This window comes from Paraburkholderia franconis (genome assembly GCF_009362735.1).
Lineage (GTDB): Bacteria > Pseudomonadota > Gammaproteobacteria > Burkholderiales > Burkholderiaceae > Paraburkholderia > Paraburkholderia franconis.
In genome coordinates, this window is sequence record NZ_WHNP01000008.1 from 131,453 (window position 1) to 147,800 (window position 16,348).

General features: G+C 65.4%; 9 protein-coding genes and 1 pseudogene. 7 read left to right on the top strand and 3 right to left on the bottom strand.

Features of this window, described 5'->3' with window-relative positions:
* Positions 1-27: 27 nt before the first annotated feature.
* Positions 28-4,374, top strand: coding sequence for a translocation/assembly module TamB domain-containing protein (locus tag GCT13_RS11390; RefSeq protein WP_152757933.1), 4,347 nt, complete (start codon positions 28-30; stop codon positions 4,372-4,374).
* A gap of 72 nt (positions 4,375-4,446) precedes the next feature.
* Here the strand turns inward: GCT13_RS11390 and GCT13_RS11395 are convergent, their stop codons facing one another.
* From GCT13_RS11395 to GCT13_RS11405, 3 genes are all read right to left on the bottom strand, one after another.
* Positions 4,447-5,880, bottom strand: a complete 1,434-nt coding sequence (locus GCT13_RS11395; RefSeq protein ID WP_407670776.1) for an adhesin — start codon at positions 5,878-5,880, stop codon at positions 4,447-4,449.
* A gap of 146 nt (positions 5,881-6,026) precedes the next feature.
* The gene (metG, locus tag GCT13_RS11400; protein ID WP_152757936.1) at positions 6,027-8,213 is read right to left on the bottom strand and encodes a methionine--tRNA ligase; all 2,187 of its coding nucleotides are present in this window, start codon (positions 8,211-8,213) and stop codon (positions 6,027-6,029) included.
* A 650-nt stretch (positions 8,214-8,863) separates the two neighbouring features.
* Entirely contained in the window at positions 8,864-9,514 is a 651-nt protein-coding gene (locus tag GCT13_RS11405; protein WP_152757938.1) for an OmpA family protein, read from the bottom strand.
* Between the two features lie 270 nt (positions 9,515-9,784).
* On the opposite strand from GCT13_RS11405, the gene apbC reads away from it, so the two are divergent.
* The 6 genes and pseudogenes from apbC to GCT13_RS11435 all read left to right on the top strand — a co-directional run.
* The gene (apbC, locus tag GCT13_RS11410; RefSeq protein ID WP_152757940.1) at positions 9,785-10,873 is read left to right on the top strand and encodes an iron-sulfur cluster carrier protein ApbC; all 1,089 of its coding nucleotides are present in this window, start codon (positions 9,785-9,787) and stop codon (positions 10,871-10,873) included.
* Between the two features lie 215 nt (positions 10,874-11,088).
* Positions 11,089-11,619, top strand: a complete 531-nt coding sequence (locus tag GCT13_RS11415; RefSeq protein WP_152757941.1) for a superoxide dismutase family protein — start codon at positions 11,089-11,091, stop codon at positions 11,617-11,619.
* A gap of 306 nt (positions 11,620-11,925) precedes the next feature.
* Complete coding sequence (gene dcd, locus GCT13_RS11420; RefSeq protein WP_087734426.1) at positions 11,926-12,495, top strand: dCTP deaminase; 570 nt, start codon at positions 11,926-11,928, stop codon at positions 12,493-12,495.
* A 393-nt stretch (positions 12,496-12,888) separates the two neighbouring features.
* Entirely contained in the window at positions 12,889-15,171 is a 2,283-nt protein-coding gene (locus GCT13_RS11425; protein WP_152757943.1) for an arginine/lysine/ornithine decarboxylase, read from the top strand.
* 2 nt (positions 15,172-15,173) lie between these two features.
* Positions 15,174-15,911 (top strand): lysozyme inhibitor LprI family protein, encoded by a 738-nt coding sequence (locus tag GCT13_RS11430; RefSeq protein WP_152757945.1) that lies wholly within the window; start codon positions 15,174-15,176, stop codon positions 15,909-15,911.
* A gap of 166 nt (positions 15,912-16,077) precedes the next feature.
* Positions 16,078-16,341: pseudogene (locus tag GCT13_RS11435) on the top strand (GNA1162 family protein); the annotation flags it as partial.
* Positions 16,342-16,348 lie beyond the last annotated feature (7 nt).

The window sequence follows — 16,348 nt, forward strand, 5'->3', positions numbered from 1 at the left end:
CACCGAACCCGATAGCCATTCCCAAGCATGACGACGGACACATCCGCGAATCCATCAGAGAACCCGCAAGGCGGCAACCCGCCTGGCGGCGAGCCGCCTCGCGGCCCGGATGGGTCCGGCACGCCGCCGCCCGGGAAAAAGCCGTGCGGCGGCAGGCGGCTGTGGACGGCGATCGTCTGGGGGATCACCGTGCCCGTCGTGCTCGTCGCGTTGATCGGCGGCGCGCTGTATGGCGTGTTCGTCACCGAGCGCGGTACCGCTTACGCGTGGCAGGCAGCCGTGAAGCTGCTGCATGGGCAGCTCGAAGGCAAACTTGACGGCGGCGCGATCGCGACGGGCCTGCACCTGCGCGATGTGCGCTGGCGCAGTCTGGACGGCAGCGGCACCGATATCCGCATCGACCGCATCGACGCGCGATGGGCGCTGTCCGACAAGCCCTGGCGCTTCGTCGTCGACTATCTGCACGTGGGCACGGTCGACGCGCGCATCGCGCCGTCCCCCTCGAAGTCCGAGCCGATGAGCCTGCCCAAAGACTTGCGCGTGCCGCTGCAACTGGCCGTGCGCGATCTGAGCGTCGACAGGCTGATCCTGCACGAAGGCGGATCGACGTCCGAATACGCGCGGCTGCTATTCCACGGGCGCAGCGACGGCCGGCATCACGAGGCGTCCGTCGACCGGCTCGACACGCCGTTCGGCGCGGTGACGGCGGCGGCGAAGCTCGACGGTGCGCGGCCGTTTCCGCTGACGGGCGACGCCAGTTATTCCGGCAAGGTCAACGACGAGCCGGTGCAGGTGCGCGCGCATCTGTCCGGCACCCTCGAAACGCTGGTCGCCGAACTCGACGCGACGGGGATGAAGCTGGCGGGCCATGCGCGCGTCGAGGCGACGCCGTTCGCCGACGTGCCTTTGCAGCGCGCGACGCTCACTTTCGATCACGTGAATCCGCAGGCTTTCGCGCCCGGCGCGCCGCTTGCCGATCTCGCTGTGCGCGCCGAATTGCAGCCCGTGCAGCGCGACGCGGCGGGGCATGAGGTGATGCATGACGCGGCGAGCGGCGCCAGCAGCGTGGGTGCGGCGAGCGCGGCGGATTCGGTGGCTGCCGCAAGTCCGGCCAAGGCCGCGAGCCCGGCCAGCGTCGCCAGTTCCGCCCATCCAGCAAGCGTAGCGAGCGCCCCTACGCCGGCATCGCGGCCTGGCTCAGCTGGCGGCGCGCGCGCTTTCGCTGTGCAAGGCGCGGTGTCGATCGTGAACGCGAAGCCCGGCTCGATCGACCAGCACCTGCTGCCGCTGATCGACGCGCATGTCGACGTGCGGCTCGACGCGCAGGCGCAGCGCCTCTCCAACCTCAACGTGCGGCTCGTGAAGGACGCGGCCGTAACGGGCGCCGGCACGCTGACGGGCAAGCGCGGGCAGTTCGATCTTCAGGTCGCGAAGCTGGACCTGAACGCGTTGCAAGCGAGCGTGCTCGCGACGCAGTTCGCCGGGCCCGTCTCGATCCGGCTGAACGACGATATACAAAGCGTCACGCTCGATCTGAACGATCCGAAGTCGGCGTTGCGCGCGCAAGGCAAGATCACGCTGGACCCGGCGCGCACAAGCTTCAACGACGTGCGCATCACGTCCGGCAAAGGCCGCATCGACCTGAACGGCGCGATCAAGCGCGACGAGCACTCCACGTACAACCTCAAGGCGACGCTGACCGATTTCGATCCGCTGACGCTGACCACGCAAACGCCGTCGCGCGCGGCGGCATCGGCGGGCAAGGGCGGCTCAGCAAAGGGCAAGTCGGGCAAGAGCCGGAACTCCGCGACGGGCGCGCCTGATTCGCCTACGAAGGCGCCCACGAAAACAGCGGCGAATTCACCGGCGAATTCACCGACGAGAGCCCCCGCGTCGCGCAAGATCGAAGCGCGCGTGAACGGCACGCTGTCGGCGGCGGGCGTGCTGGGCCCCGTGTTCACGACGAAAGCCGAATTCCGCCTCGGAGAAAGCGTCTACGACGGCCTGCCGATGACGGGCAGCGGCACCGTGCAACTGGCCGGCTCGCGCATCCTGCCGAGCCGCGCGAATCTTTCCGTCGCGGGCAATCAGGTCGACCTGCAAGGCAGCTTCGGCGCGCGCGGCGACCGGCTGCGCTTTCACGTCGACGCCCCCGGTCTCGAACGGCTCGGCTTCGGTCTCGCCGGTCTCGTCGCGGCGCAGGGCGACGTGACGGGCACGTTCGAGCATCCGAATGTCGCGCTCGACTACAAGGCGGAAAACGTCGTGTTCGCGTCGAACAAGCTCGGGCATGCGGAAGGGCACGTCGAGCTGCGCGACGGCGCGAACGGCGCGATGGTCTTCACGACCGACGCGCGCGATGTCGGCACGGCGGGCGTCGAGCTGAACACGCTCACCGCGCGCCTGAACGGCACGCGCGCGAAACATACGCTCGACGCCGCCGCGAAGGGGACGCTGCAAGGCCGGCCGCTCGACCTGGCGCTGGCCGCGAACGGCAAGCTGACCGACGCGCGCGACGGCACGCACTGGGATGGCACCGTCACGCGCCTGTCGAACAAAGGCACGCCCGCGCTGAACATGGAATCGCCGCTCACCGTCAGCGCGGGCGGCCAGCGCGTGACGCTCGGCGCGACGCGGCTGACGCTCGAAGGCGCGGTGCTCGATCTGAAGTCGTTCGCGCTCGATCACGGGCGCATCCGGTCGGCGGGCACGCTGACGGGCGTGTCGGTCGCGCGGATGCTCGAATTGCGCCAGGAGTTCACGGGCGTGCCGTCGACGCTCAAGACCGATCTCGTCTTCGACGGCAACTGGGACTTCGCGCTCGCCGACACGGCGACGGGCCATATCGAGCTGAAGCGGCGCGGCGGCGACATCACGCTCGAAGTGGGGCGCGGCTATGCGCCCGTCGGCATCAGCGACATCGCCGCGCGCGCGGACTTCAGCGGCGGCAATCAGCTGAACGCGACCGTGCACGCGCAGGCAAGCCGCATCGGTGTGATAGACGCGTCGGCGCATACGGCGCTCGTGCCACGCGACGGCGTGCTGACGCTCAACCAGGAAGGGCCGCTCACGGGCAGCATCAATGCGAACGTGCCATCGCTGAAGACGACGGGCGGCCTGTTCGGGCCGAGCTATCTGCTCGACGGCCATCTGGCGCTGAAGCTCGCGCTCGGCGGCACCGTCGCGAAGCCGAACCTGTCGGGCTCGCTGCTTGGCGACGGACTGTCGGCGACGCTCGTCGATCAGGGCGTGCAGTTGAAGGACGGCGTGGTGCACATCGCACTCTCCGAAAACCTCGTCGATTTCCAGCAGGTCGAGTTTCACGGCGCATCGGGCACGCTGCGCGCGACGGGCCGCGTGCGGCTCGACAACGCCGAGCCCGATTTGACCGCGAACATCGTCGCCGACAAGCTCGAACTCTTCGCAGCGCCGGACCGGCAGCTGACGATGTCGGGCAGCGCGAGCATGGCGAACGCCGGCGCTCAGGGCGGGCTCGCGATCAACGGCAAGTTCGTCATCGATCATGCGATGTTCGACATGCCCGAGAAGGGCGAGCCGCGTCTCGGCGACGACGTCGTGGTCGTGCGCCCGGACGGATCGGTGGCGGGCGGCAAGCCGCAGGAAACCGGCAATTCCAACAAGCCGGTCGGCGCGTTGGCGCCGCGCGCGAACATCGATATCGATCTCGGCCAGAAATTCCGCTTCCGCGGCCAGGGCGCGGACGTCGGCCTGCGCGGCACGATCACCGCGTTGAGCGCGCCGAATATGCCGCTGCGCGCGGTCGGCAACGTGCGCGTGACGGAAGGTTCGACCTATACGGCGTTCGGCCGCAAGCTCGGCATCGAAAACGGCTTCTTCACGTTCAACGGGCCGGTCGCGAATCCCGGCATCAACATTCTCGCGATGCGCCGCAACCAGCAGGTCGAGGCGGGCGTGCAGGTGACGGGCACGATCCAGTCGCCCGTCGCGAAGCTGGTGTCGGAGCCGTCCGTGCCCGACAACGAAAAGCTCTCGTGGCTGCTGTTCGGACACGGCACCGACCAGGGCAACAACGTCGGCCAGCAGAGCACGATGACGACGGCGCTCGCGCTGCTCGGCAGTGCCAGCGGCAAGCGGATCGCACAGGAGTTCGGGCTCGACGAATTCTCGATCGGCCGAAGCGAAGTGGGGCTGACCGATCCGCAGGTCGTGATGGTGTCGAAGGCGATGAGCGAGTGGCTCGTGATCGGCTATGAACAGGGCCTGCAGTCGGCGAGCAACGCGATCAAGGCAACCGTGAACCTGACGCGCTACTGGTCGGTGGCCGCGTACGGCGGCACGTTCCAGGGGATGGACTTGCAGTACACGCGGCGCTTCGACCGGCTGTGGCGGTGATCAAAAAAGGCCGGCGTGCTGCGCGAGCGGCCGGCCTGCTGGCTGCGAAGTGGGAAATTGCCGCGTGATGCGTTAGCGCGATGCTGCCTCTCGTTGCGTATTCACCAGCGCCTGCACGATCCGGCCGAACGCTTCGGGCCGTCCCTCGAAGATCCGTTCGACGGCCTTTTCGTCGATCAACCGCCGCCGCAGCATCTCGCGCTCGGGATGCCGCGTGGCGAGCCGCACGGCGGCGCGCACGTATTCGTCGATCGAATACGTGGTCAACCAGGCGGGCATGCCCGCGCGTCCGAAAAGCCCGCTGTCGATATGCTCGAAGACTTCGGCGCCGCACAGGTTGACGCCGGGTAGACCGAGCGTGAGCGCATCGACGATGCCGTTCGTATTGCCGAATGGAAACGGGCTCACGAACATGTCCATCGTGTTCATGACCTTGAGATAGGCCGGGTAGCTCATCCCGCCGTACACCAGCACGTTTTCGCGCGGCAGTGCCGCTTGTATCAGCCGGCGCACGTAGGCGATATCGAGACCTTCGGCCCACGACGTCATGAAGTGGAAGCGCACGGGAATGCCGGCCGTTTCGATGATCCGCCGGCACGCGCCGAGAAAGCGCGGATTGAGCTTCATCGCGCTCGCGGTCACAGCGATGTCGATGAACGCGCCGCGCTCGGGAATGCCAGGCGTGATGTCGGTGAGCAGTTTCGACGGCACATACGGTTGGCCGTCTTTCGGCAGGCGCATCAGCTTTTCGCTGAAGCACGCAGGATCGCCGACGAAATCTTCTTCGACGCTCACATAGTCGATGCACGACGCGTGCATCGTCGCAGGATGGCCGAGCGCCGCGATCTGCAGTGGCGCGACGCGTACGTTGGTCATGAAGATCGTGTGCGGGAACATGCCGACGCTCGGCATGTACAGCACGGCGGGCGGATTGTCGCGCGCGAAGTTCTGCACCTGCCGGACGATCTCGCCGACATACTCCGGATGCTCGAACGGGATGAAGCGATCGAACACGGCGCGACCTGCTTCGTCCACGTGCTGCGCCTCGCCGAATGCGACGACTTCGAAGCGCTCGCGCGCCGCGAGCATCGTGCGCGAATGCGTGCGATAGATCGAATGGCCCCCGTTGAACCATTCGAGCACGACGATCATCAGCGGCTTGCGGTCGGCCTGTTCTTGCGACGCGGGGGCGCGTGCGACTTCCGCCTCGTGGGCGAGCAGACCGAGCGAGTCGAGTTTCTTGCGCACGAGCTGGCTGATGCCGCGCTTCATCGCATGGCGGGTCGGCAGGTCGGAGTAGCTGCAATGCATGTACGCGCCGCAGACGGCCGCGCCCGGCAAATCGTCGAGGTCGTCGATGGTTTCGAGCGCGCCGGGCAGCCATTCGATCAGGCGCTCGCGCTTTGCGTGCGCTGCCGGCGAGATCACGACGGCCGAACCCACGATCGACATGCCCAGGCTCGTCGCGAGCGCCGGCTCGCTCTTCGCCAGATCGGCAAGATCGATTGAGAAAGGATTTGGCTGCGGAAGCTATTCCGTCTCGTTTTGCGTTGCCCCATCACAGATGCCGGAGCCAGGACGAAAAAAAGCACGTCCGAAGACGTGCTTTCGTGTACGGCGTCTGATCGCGCCAAAAGCGCGATGCGCTCGCGTTACTTGACGCGCATGCCGGGCTTCGCGCCGCTGTCCGGCTCGAGTACGTAGATGCCCGGCTCGGCCTTCTCATCGGCGGCCGATGCCGCGAGCACCATGCCCTCGGACAAGCCGAACTTCATCTTGCGCGGCGCGAGGTTCGCGACCATCACCGTCAGCTTGCCGACCAGCTGCTCGGGCTGATACGCCGACTTGATGCCCGAGAACACATTGCGCGTCTTTTCTTCGCCGACGTCGAGCGTGAGTTGCAACAGCTTGTCCGACCCTTCGACTGCGCGGCAATCGACGATCTTCGCAATGCGCAGATCGATCTTCGCGAAGTCGTCGATCGTGATGATGCCGCTGTCGTCGGGCTTTGCGTGCGCGTCGCCGTGGGCGGCCGCCGTTGCTTTCGCGTGCGCCTTGGCTTTGGCCTGCGCCTGAGTCTTGTCGGCTTCGGCTGCCGCGCCAGCGGCCGGCTGCAGCGTGCTGCGGTTCGCGGCGAGCAGCGCCTCGATCTGCTTCGGATCGACGCGCGTCATCAGGTGCTTGTACGCGTTGATCGCGCGCGCGGAGCTCAACGGCTTGTCCGCATCCGTCCACGTCAGCGGCTCGACGCCGAGGAACGCCTCGCCTGCCTCGACGACCTTCGGCAGCACCGGCTTGAGAGCCAGCGACAGCAGACGGAACGCTTCGAGCGACACGCTGCACGTCTCATGCAGCGCGACAGCGTTCGCCGGGTCCTTCGCCTGATCCCACGGCTTGGCCGTGTCGACGTACGCGTTCACGGAATCGGCCAGCTCCATCGTCAGGCGCAGCGCGCGGCCGTAGTCACGCGCCTCGTAGTGAGCGGCGATCTGCGGGATCGCGGCGCGCAGCGACCCGAGCAGCGGATGCTGCATCGCGCTGTCCTGCACGCGGCCGTCGAAGCGTTTGATCAGGAAGCCGGCGGCGCGGCTCGCGATGTTCACGTACTTGCCGACGAGATCGCTGTTCACGCGTGCCTGGAAGTCTTCGAGGTTAAGGTCGATGTCTTCCATCGTGCTGTTCAGCTTGGCCGCGAAGTAGTAGCGCAGCCATTCCGGGTTCATGCCCGTTTCGATCACGCTGTTGGCCGTGATGAACGTGCCGCGCGACTTCGACATCTTCGCGCCGTCGACGGTCAGGAAGCCGTGCGCGAACACGTTGGTCGGCGTGCGATGGCCGGAGAATTCGAGCATCGCGGGCCAGAACAGCGTGTGGAAGTACAGGATGTCCTTGCCGATGAAGTGATACTGTTCGGTCGTCGAGCCCTTCTTCACCCACGCGTCGAAATCGATGCCGCGCTTTTGCGCGAGATTGCGGAAGCTCGCGTAGTAGCCGACGGGCGCATCCAGCCACACGTAGAAGTACTTGCCCGGCGCGCCCGGAATCTCGAAGCCGAAGTAGGGCGCGTCGCGCGAGATGTCCCAGTCGGCGAGCTTCGCTTCGCCCGCGTCGCCGAGCCATTCGCGCATCTTGTTGGTCGCTTCCTGCTGCGCGAGGCCGCCGACCCAGCCGCGCAGGAACGACTCGCAGCGCGGGTCCGACAGCTTGAAGAAGTAGTGCGTCGAAGTCTTCTTGATCGGCGTTGCACCCGACACGACCGAGTACGGGTTGATCAGCTCGGTCGGCTGATACGTCGAGCCGCACACTTCGCAGTTGTCGCCGTACTGGTCCTTCGCGTGGCACTTCGGGCACTCGCCCTTGATGAAGCGGTCCGGCAGGAACATTTCCTTGACGGGGTCGTATGCCTGCTCGATGTCGCGTGCTTCGATCAGGCCGGCCGCCTGCAGCGCCGTGTAGATCGACTCGGACAGCACGCGGTTCTCTTCGGAATCGGTCGAGTAGTAGTTGTCGAACGAAATGCCGAAGTTGTCGAAGTCGCGCTTGTGCTCCTGCCACACGCGGTCGATCAGCTGCTTCGGCGTAATGCCTTCCTGCTCCGCCTTCAGCATGATCGGGGTGCCGTGCGTGTCGTCGGCGCCGACGTAGTAGACCTCGTGCCCGTGCATTCGCAGCGCGCGGACCCAGATGTCCGTCTGGATATATTCGACCAGGTGGCCGATATGGATTTGCCCGTTCGCGTACGGCAGGGCAGACGTGACGAGGATCTGGCGGCGGCTCTCGGGCGCGCCGGCGGCGGTGAGGTCCGCGGACTGAACCGCGGTGGCGTCGGTTGCTGACATGTGGGTTCTATGGACTGGCGGAAGGTACGGGCGGCCGTCACTACGTCAACGCGGACGGCGCTGCGCCCAGGACCACACGGGCGGGGTGTCCGCTCGTGCAGCTCGGGTTGTCGAACGCGGCTTCGCGGATGGTCGTCGCGCGTAAAACCGGCCCGAATCGTCGATTTTACCAGCGTGGACCCATGGAGGCAGCGCGCAGGTGAGCGCGGGCATTCAGCAGTCATTTCGCTGCGAGGTGGCGGCGATGCGTGTCCCGCTCGATTGGGCGCGCAGAGCGAAGTCGCGTTGCGTTCACATTGAATGCATCGCGTAGTTGAGCGTATGTGACGAGAGGTCGCGATGCCCCGTTTGCAGTGCGCGGCGCGTTGCGGAGCGGGACGGAGAGCAGGCAAAAAAAACCGGGGCTATGGGCCCCGGAGCAACAACGACAAGAGGAGAATGGTGACGCGGCGGCATCGCCGCACGCGTACCGTAAAGACAGACCGCGGAATTTCAGAAGAGTTCGAAAATTTTTTCGATTCGCTTGTGCGGTCCGCTGCGAGGCTCTAAGGGCGCTTCGGCCTGGTCCTACGCCGTTGCCTTTGCGTTCCCGTACGAGCCTGTCTGGACGGGGCTCTGCTAGGCAGACCCCCGTCCTTTCCCCACAGTCCTTATTGCGCGTGCTGCGCCATTGCGCGCAGATAGATTTCGACGCGGCGGTTTTGCGCGCGGCCCGCTTCCGTGTTGTTGTCGGCGATCGGCTGGTTCGCGCCCATGCCCGAAGCCGACAGACGCTGCGGCGCGACGCCGTCCTGCGCCAGCGCGTTCGTCACGCTTTGTGCGCGATTGACGGAGAGCGTCTGGTTATAGGTGGCCTGGCCCGTGCTGTCGGTGTGGCCCACGACTTGCGCAACCACTTCCGGATTCTGGTTCAGCGTTTGCGCGACCTGCGTGAGGACAGGCGCGAACGACGGCTTGATCGCGTAGCTGTTCGTATCGAACGTGACCGAGCTCGGGATGTTCAGCTTGAGCGAGCCATCCGGCTGCTCGGAGATCTGCGTGCCCGTGCCCTTGGTCGCGCCCGACAGCTTGTTCTTGATGTTCTGCCAGTTGTAGCCGGTGACGCCGCCGACCGCGGCGCCGACGCCCGCACCGATCGCCGCGCCCTTACCGCCGCCGAAGATCGCGCCGAGCGCGGCGCCCGTGCCGGCGCCGACGCCTGTGCCGACGGCCGTGTTGGTGCCTTGCTCGGTTGCACAGCCGCCGAGCAGCGCGCCAACGATAGCCAATGCCGACAGGCGTGTCATGATTTTTGCGTTCATTCTTGAGTCCTCTTGAGTAAGACGGTCGACACACAGATGCAGGGCACGCGATCGCGCCGATAGCCGGAAAGGGTCTTCCGGCAAGCCCCGACGCCAGCCACTACAATGACGACTGAGTCAGCGACGATTCGGCCCTATAGGAAACTTGCGCGGCAAGCGTGCCAATGAGACAGGTTTTAGGCAATGCCGGCTAACAATTTCTTTCAATATTTCAGGCGTGTCGCGCATCCTTCGATCGCGCGCCGCGCCGAGCGTTCCCACGGAGACTCAATGAGCATCGATCGGGCTTTGATAGACGCGGCCCTCGCAGCCATCACCGACCCCAACACGCAGCGTCCTTTCGCCGCGGCTAAAAATTTCAAGAACGTCACCGTCGATGGTGCCATGGTCAGCGTCGACGTGGTAGTCGGCTATCCGGCCAGGCGCCAGTTCGACACGATCCGCGCGCTCGTCGCCGATGCGCTGCGCGGCGTGCCGGGCGTTGCCGAAGCGCGGGTGCAGGTGTCGCAGGACATCGCCGCGCATACCGTGCAGCGCGGCGTGAAACTGTTGCCCAACGTCAAGAACATCGTGGCCGTCGCGTCCGGCAAGGGCGGCGTCGGCAAGAGCACGACGGCCGTCAATCTGGCGCTGGCGCTCGCGAGCGAAGGCGCATCGGTGGGCATTCTCGATGCCGATATCTACGGCCCGTCGCTGCCGATGATGCTGGGCATCGAAGGCCGTCCCGAGTCGCCCGACGGCCAGTCGATGAACCCGCTGACGGGCCACGGCCTGCAGGCTAACTCGATCGGCTTTCTGATCGAGCAGGACAACCCGATGGTGTGGCGCGGCCCGATGGCCACGTCCGCGCTCGAGCAGCTGCTGCGGCAGACCAACTGGAAGGATCTCGACTATCTGATCGTCGACATGCCGCCGGGCACGGGCGACATTCAGCTGACGCTGTCGCAGCGCGTGCCCGTGACGGGCGCCGTGATCGTCACGACACCGCAGGACATCGCGCTGCTCGACGCGAAGAAGGGTCTGAAAATGTTCGAGAAGGTCGGCATTCCGATTCTCGGCATCGTCGAGAACATGGGTCTGCATATCTGCTCGAACTGCGGCCACGAAGAGCACATCTTCGGCTCGGGCGGCGCCGAGCGGATGTCGAAGGAGTACGGCGTCGATGTGCTCGGCAGCCTGCCGCTCGACATCGCGATCCGCGAGCAGGCCGATTCGGGTCATCCGACGGTGGTCGCGGACCCGGATGGCCGCGTTGCCGAGATCTATCGGACGATTGCCCGCAAGGTCGCGATTCATATCGCCGAACGTTCGCGTGACATGAGCTCGAAGTTCCCGACCATCGTCGTGCAGAACACGTAAGGCGCACTGCGCCGCACGTTGCGCGATTGGGACGTCGCGCAGCGGCGGTGGCTCGCGGCACAACCCGGCTGGCCGGCCAGGCCAGCCGGCCGGACAGGCATTCAGGAGGCGGGTTGAAAGGGGTCTGAATGCGGGCCCGCTCGCGGTATCATGTCGGCTTCATCAGGTCCGGCAACGCGGTCGCGGGGACGGCCGGCGCTCGACAAGAGGATCGCATGAGAAAACGAATCGGCGGCGAGGCGATCAAGACAAGCATCGTCCTGGCTGCGACCTGTGTCCTGTTATCGGGGTGCAGCTTCCTGAGGCCGCAGGAGAAACGCGCAGACGCGCAGTTGCTGCCGACGCTCGGCAACAACGCGCGCGGCATGGTCACGTTCATCGAGCACTCGGACGGCGTGCAGGTGACTTACAACCTGACGGGCCTGCCGCCGAACAGCGATCACGCGCTACAGGTCCACGAGCGCGGCGACTGCAATTCCGCCGACGGCTCGGGCGCGGGCGCCATATTTGCGCCGGCGGCGGAGCGCCTGAAGATCGGCGCGCGCGTCGAAGGCGATCTCGGCAATATTCACGCGGACGCAGCGGGTGTGGCGGCAGGCTTCGTCGTCGCGCCGGACGTATCGCTCGATGGCGTGCGTTCCGTGATGCAGCGTGCCGTGCTGCTGCATCGCGACGCGTCCGATCCCTATGCGTATCCGCAGCACAGCGCTGGCCCCGCCATTGCATGCGGGCTGATCCGCCCGTAACTTCCTGTCGTTCACCAGATGGGGTTGCGCATCGCACGCCGTTGCGCCGCGTCGGCCAATCGTTTGCGCAGCGCGCGAATACATCGTTCTCCGTCCGTCTTTCCCTGGCCATTTATCTGGCACCTTCCGCGGCCGTTTTTCCGGCGAAAGCACGATGCAAGGCGCGTGGGTGGAGGCGATACACGCCGCATCGGGCACGCGTGCCGTGATCGCGTAAAATAAGCGCCTTTCGTCTGGCGGCGCGCGCTCCGTGAGCGGCGCGCAAGCGTCCGCCGGCCCGACACAACCCGTCAGCAGCGTTCACCTATGAGCATCAAATCCGACAAGTGGATCCGGCGCATGGCCGAAGAGCACAAGATGATCGAGCCGTTCGCGCCGAATCAGGTGCGCGCGACGGAAGACGGTCGCAAGATCGTCAGCTATGGCACGTCGAGCTACGGCTACGACATTCGCTGCGCCGACGAATTCAAGATCTTCACGAACATCAATTCGACGATCGTCGACCCGAAGAACTTCGACGAGAAGTCGTTTGTCGATTTCAAGGGCGACGTCTGCATCATCCCGCCCAACTCGTTCGCGCTCGCCCGGACGGTCGAATATTTCCGCATTCCGCGCAGCGTGCTGACGGTGTGCCTCGGCAAGTCGACGTACGCGCGTTGCGGCATCATCGTCAACGTGACGCCGTTCGAGCCGGAATGGGAAGGGCACGTCACGCTCGAATTCTCAAATACGACACCATTGCCTGCGAAAATCTACGCGAATGAAGGCGTTGCGCAGGTGCTGTTCTTCGAAAGCGACGAGATTTGCGACGTATCCTACGCGGATCGCGGCGGCAAGTACCAAGGTCAGCATGGCGTAACGTTGCCGAAGACGTAACGATAACGCGCATTGAATCACCCGCTATCCAGGTGACCGCTGCGCAGCAGGGTCTGTTCGCATATGAAACGTACATGCGAACGCCCGATCCGGGCCGCAGGGCGGCGTCGATCGTCGCTTGTTTGGCATGGCCAAACGGCGCTCCTCTGCTCCTTGCCCTGCGGCCCGGATCGGGTGTTCCCCTAGAATGAAATTCATGTCGGGGGTTGCCCCGGGAAGGGCCGCCCGCTGCGTCATGCTCCTTGCGAATATGCCCCGAAGGAAATCCCCTTGGGGGACGTCCGGTATTCGCTGCGTCGCAGTCCTTGCGGGCGGCCCTTCCCGAGGCAACGCATGCACGTTTCATATGCGAACAGACCCTAAGCAGCGGTCGTTCTTTTTGGAGAATCGCCCATGAAGTTTCGTTTTCCCGTCGTCATCATCGATGAAGATTTCCGCTCCGAGAACATCTCCGGTTCCGGCATCCGGGCGCTTGCCGAGGCCATCGAGAAAGAAGGCGCGGAAGTGCTGGGTCTCACGAGCTATGGCGATCTGACCTCGTTCGCGCAGCAGTCGAGCCGCGCGTCGTGCTTCATCCTGTCGATCGACGACGACGAGCTGCTGCCGTACGTCGAGAACGGCGACGACCAGGTGCCCGAACTGGCGCCCGCGATCATCGACCTGCGCGCGTTCGTCGCCGCCGTGCGCCGCCGCAACGCGGACATCCCGATCTTCCTGTACGGCGAAACGCGCACGTCGCGCCATCTGCCGAACGACATCCTGCGCGAGCTGCACGGCTTCATCCACATGTTCGAGGACACGCCGGAGTTCGTCGCGCGGCACATCATCCGCGAGGCGAAGGTGTATCTGGATTCGCTTGCGCCGCCGTTCTTCAAGGAACTGGTGCAGTACGCGGACGAAGGCTCGTACTCGTGGCACTGCCCGGGCCACTCGGGCGGCGTCGCATTCCTGAAGAATCCGCTTGGCCAGATGTTCCATCAGTTCTTCGGCGAGAACATGCTGCGCGCGGACGTCTGCAATGCCGTCGACGAACTTGGCCAACTGCTCGATCACACGGGGCCTGTTGCTGCTTCCGAGCGCAACGCGGCGCGCATCTTCAGCGCGGACCATCTGTTCTTCGTGACCAACGGCACATCCACGTCGAACAAGATCGTCTGGCACGCGACCGTCGCGCCCGGCGACATCGTGCTCGTCGACCGCAACTGCCACAAGTCGATCCTGCACGCGATCACGATGACGGGCGCGATTCCCGTGTTCCTCACGCCGACACGCAATCACTTCGGCATCATCGGGCCGATTCCGCGCGACGAGTTCAAGCCGGAAAACATCCGCAAGAAGATCGAAGCGAATCCGTTCGCACGCGAGGCGCTCGCGAAGAACCCGAACCTCAAGCCGCGCATCCTGACGATCACGCAGAGCACGTATGACGGCGTGATCTACAACGTCGAGATGATCAAGGACCTGCTCGGCGACATGCTCGACACGCTGCACTTCGACGAAGCGTGGTTGCCGCACGCCGAGTTCCACGAGTTCTATCAGGACATGCATGCGATCGGCGCGGGTCGCCCGCGCACGGGCGCGCTCGTGTTCGCGACGCACTCCACGCACAAGCTGCTCGCAGGCATTTCGCAGGCCTCGCAGATCGTCGTGCAGGACTCCGAGAACAGCACGTTCGACCGCCACCGTTTCAACGAGGCGTATCTGATGCATACGTCGACGAGCCCGCAGTACGCGATCATCGCGTCGTGCGACGTGGCTGCGGCGATGATGGAGCCGCCGGGCGGCACGGCGCTGGTCGAAGAATCGATCGCGGAAGCGCTCGACTTCCGCCGCGCGATGCGCAAGGTCGATGCCGAATATGGCGACGACTGGTTCTTCAAGGTATGGGGCCCGGAAGAACTCGCGGAAGAGGGCATCGGCTCGCGCGACGACTGGATGCTGCGCCCGAACGACCGCTGGCACGGCTTCGGCGCGCTCGCGGACGGCTTCAACATGCTCGACCCGATCAAGGCGACGATCATCACGCCGGGCCTGGACGTGGACGGCGAGTTCGGCGAGACGGGCATTCCCGCCGCGATCGTCACGAAGTACCTGGCCGAGCACGGCATCATCGTCGAGAAGACGGGCCTGTACTCGTTCTTCATCATGTTCACGATCGGCATTACGAAGGGCCGCTGGAACTCGATGGTCACGGAGCTTCAGCAGTTCAAGGACGACTACGACAACAACCAGCCGCTGTGGCGCGTGTTGCCCGAGTTCGTCGCGCAGCATCCGGCGTACGAGCGCATCGGCTTGCGCGATCTGTGCGAGCAGATCCACAGCGTCTATCGCGCGAACAACATCGCGCGCCTGACGACCGAGATGTACCTGTCGAGCATGGAGCCGGCGATGAAACCGTCCGATGCATTCGCGAAGCTCGCGCACCGCGAGATCGACCGCGTGCCTATTGACGAACTCGAGGGCCGCGTCACGTCGATCCTGTTGACGCCGTATCCGCCGGGCATTCCGCTGCTGATTCCGGGCGAGCGCTTCAACAAGACCATCGTCAGCTATCTGCGTTTCGCGCGCGAGTTCAACGAGCGCTTTCCGGGCTTCCATACGGATATCCACGGCCTCGTGGGCGAAACGATCAACGGGCGCATCGAGTACTTCGTCGACTGCGTACGCGACTCGTGATCATGAAACAGGCACCGCGCTTCGGACTTCGGCGTCGTGCGCGCGCGGCTGCGTACGCGGCGCTGCTGGGCGTGCTCGCGCCGCTCGCCGCGCTGACGTTCGCCCCCGCTGCGGCGCGCGCGGAAGCGGCAGCGGCCGACCCCATCGACGCATCGATGCGCATGTGTCTCGCGCGCGCGGACATGTCGTCGGCGGCGGGGCAGGTGCATTGCACGGACACGGCGCGGCTCGCGTGGCAGGCGTCGATGGACCAGTCGTTCCAGCAGGTGCTCGCGAAGGTGCCCGACGCGCAGCGCAAGAAGTGGCAAGAGAGCCAGCGCCGCTGGCAGGCGTGGCGCGACGCCGACGGCAAGCTGCTCGCGGCCGTGCTCGCCACGACGCAGGGCACGTCGTATCAGATCGCCGGCGCGGACATGCAGTTGCAGCCCGTGCGCGACCGCGCGCTTGCGCTGCGCAGCGTGGCGGCGAACGCGGGCAAGCAGGACCCGAAGACGCGCCCGCGCGCCTGTTCGTTCGACGCGCAATGCGAGCACGCGATGTTCGATCTGAACCGCTATTACCGGCGCCTGCATGCGAAGCTGCCCGCGCACGCACGCCCGACATTGACGCGTGCGCAACGCGCGTGGACCGCGTATCGCGATGCAACCGTCCCGCTGATGGACGCGCGCACGCAAATCGACATCATCGGCGCACGCGTTGCGCTGTTGAAGCGCATGGGCGATACGGCCGGCAACGATTGAGTCCGGCTGTTCGTCAGCCTCGCATTCCTTCAAGTCTCCTGTTCATCCGGCAGGCGCAATTGCCTTGCGCCTGCTGACGTTCGCCCATGCCGCGCGGCTTCGCGTGGCATGCGCGTATTGTGACGACGCGCAAATCGCTTCATGCGTCGAATGACAGTTTTTAAAGTCACAGCTCGTCGACCTGCGCTCGGGCGATACGCTCTGGCAAGGCACGGCAAGCGCGACGGGCAAGGAACTGGGCAACAACTTCAGTGTGAATACGGGTGGCCTGATCGGCGCGCTGGCGCAGGCGGCCGTCAAGCAGGTCGCGCATTCGCTGGCGGACGAATCGCATGATGTAGCCGGACTGACGAGCCGCAAGCTGCTGTCGAGCGGTGGCCCGAACGGCCTGTTGTATGGTCCGCGTTCGCCGAAGTGCGGGACGGACTAAAGTTGTC

Excerpts from the sequence above, each read along its gene's own strand:
- apbC (WP_152757940.1), top strand. The coding sequence starts at position 9,785 with ATGAGCATCGATCGGGCTTTGATAGACGCGGCCCTCGCAGCCATCACC.
- GCT13_RS11390 (WP_152757933.1), top strand. The coding sequence starts at position 28 with ATGACGACGGACACATCCGCGAATCCATCAGAGAACCCGCAAGGCGGC.
- GCT13_RS11415 (WP_152757941.1), top strand. The coding sequence starts at position 11,089 with ATGAGAAAACGAATCGGCGGCGAGGCGATCAAGACAAGCATCGTCCTG.
- metG (WP_152757936.1), bottom strand. The coding sequence starts at position 8,213 with ATGTCAGCAACCGACGCCACCGCGGTTCAGTCCGCGGACCTCACCGCC.
- dcd (WP_087734426.1), top strand. The coding sequence starts at position 11,926 with ATGAGCATCAAATCCGACAAGTGGATCCGGCGCATGGCCGAAGAGCAC.
- GCT13_RS11425 (WP_152757943.1), top strand. The coding sequence starts at position 12,889 with ATGAAGTTTCGTTTTCCCGTCGTCATCATCGATGAAGATTTCCGCTCC.
- GCT13_RS11430 (WP_152757945.1), top strand. The coding sequence starts at position 15,174 with ATGAAACAGGCACCGCGCTTCGGACTTCGGCGTCGTGCGCGCGCGGCT.
- GCT13_RS11405 (WP_152757938.1), bottom strand. The coding sequence starts at position 9,514 with ATGAACGCAAAAATCATGACACGCCTGTCGGCATTGGCTATCGTTGGC.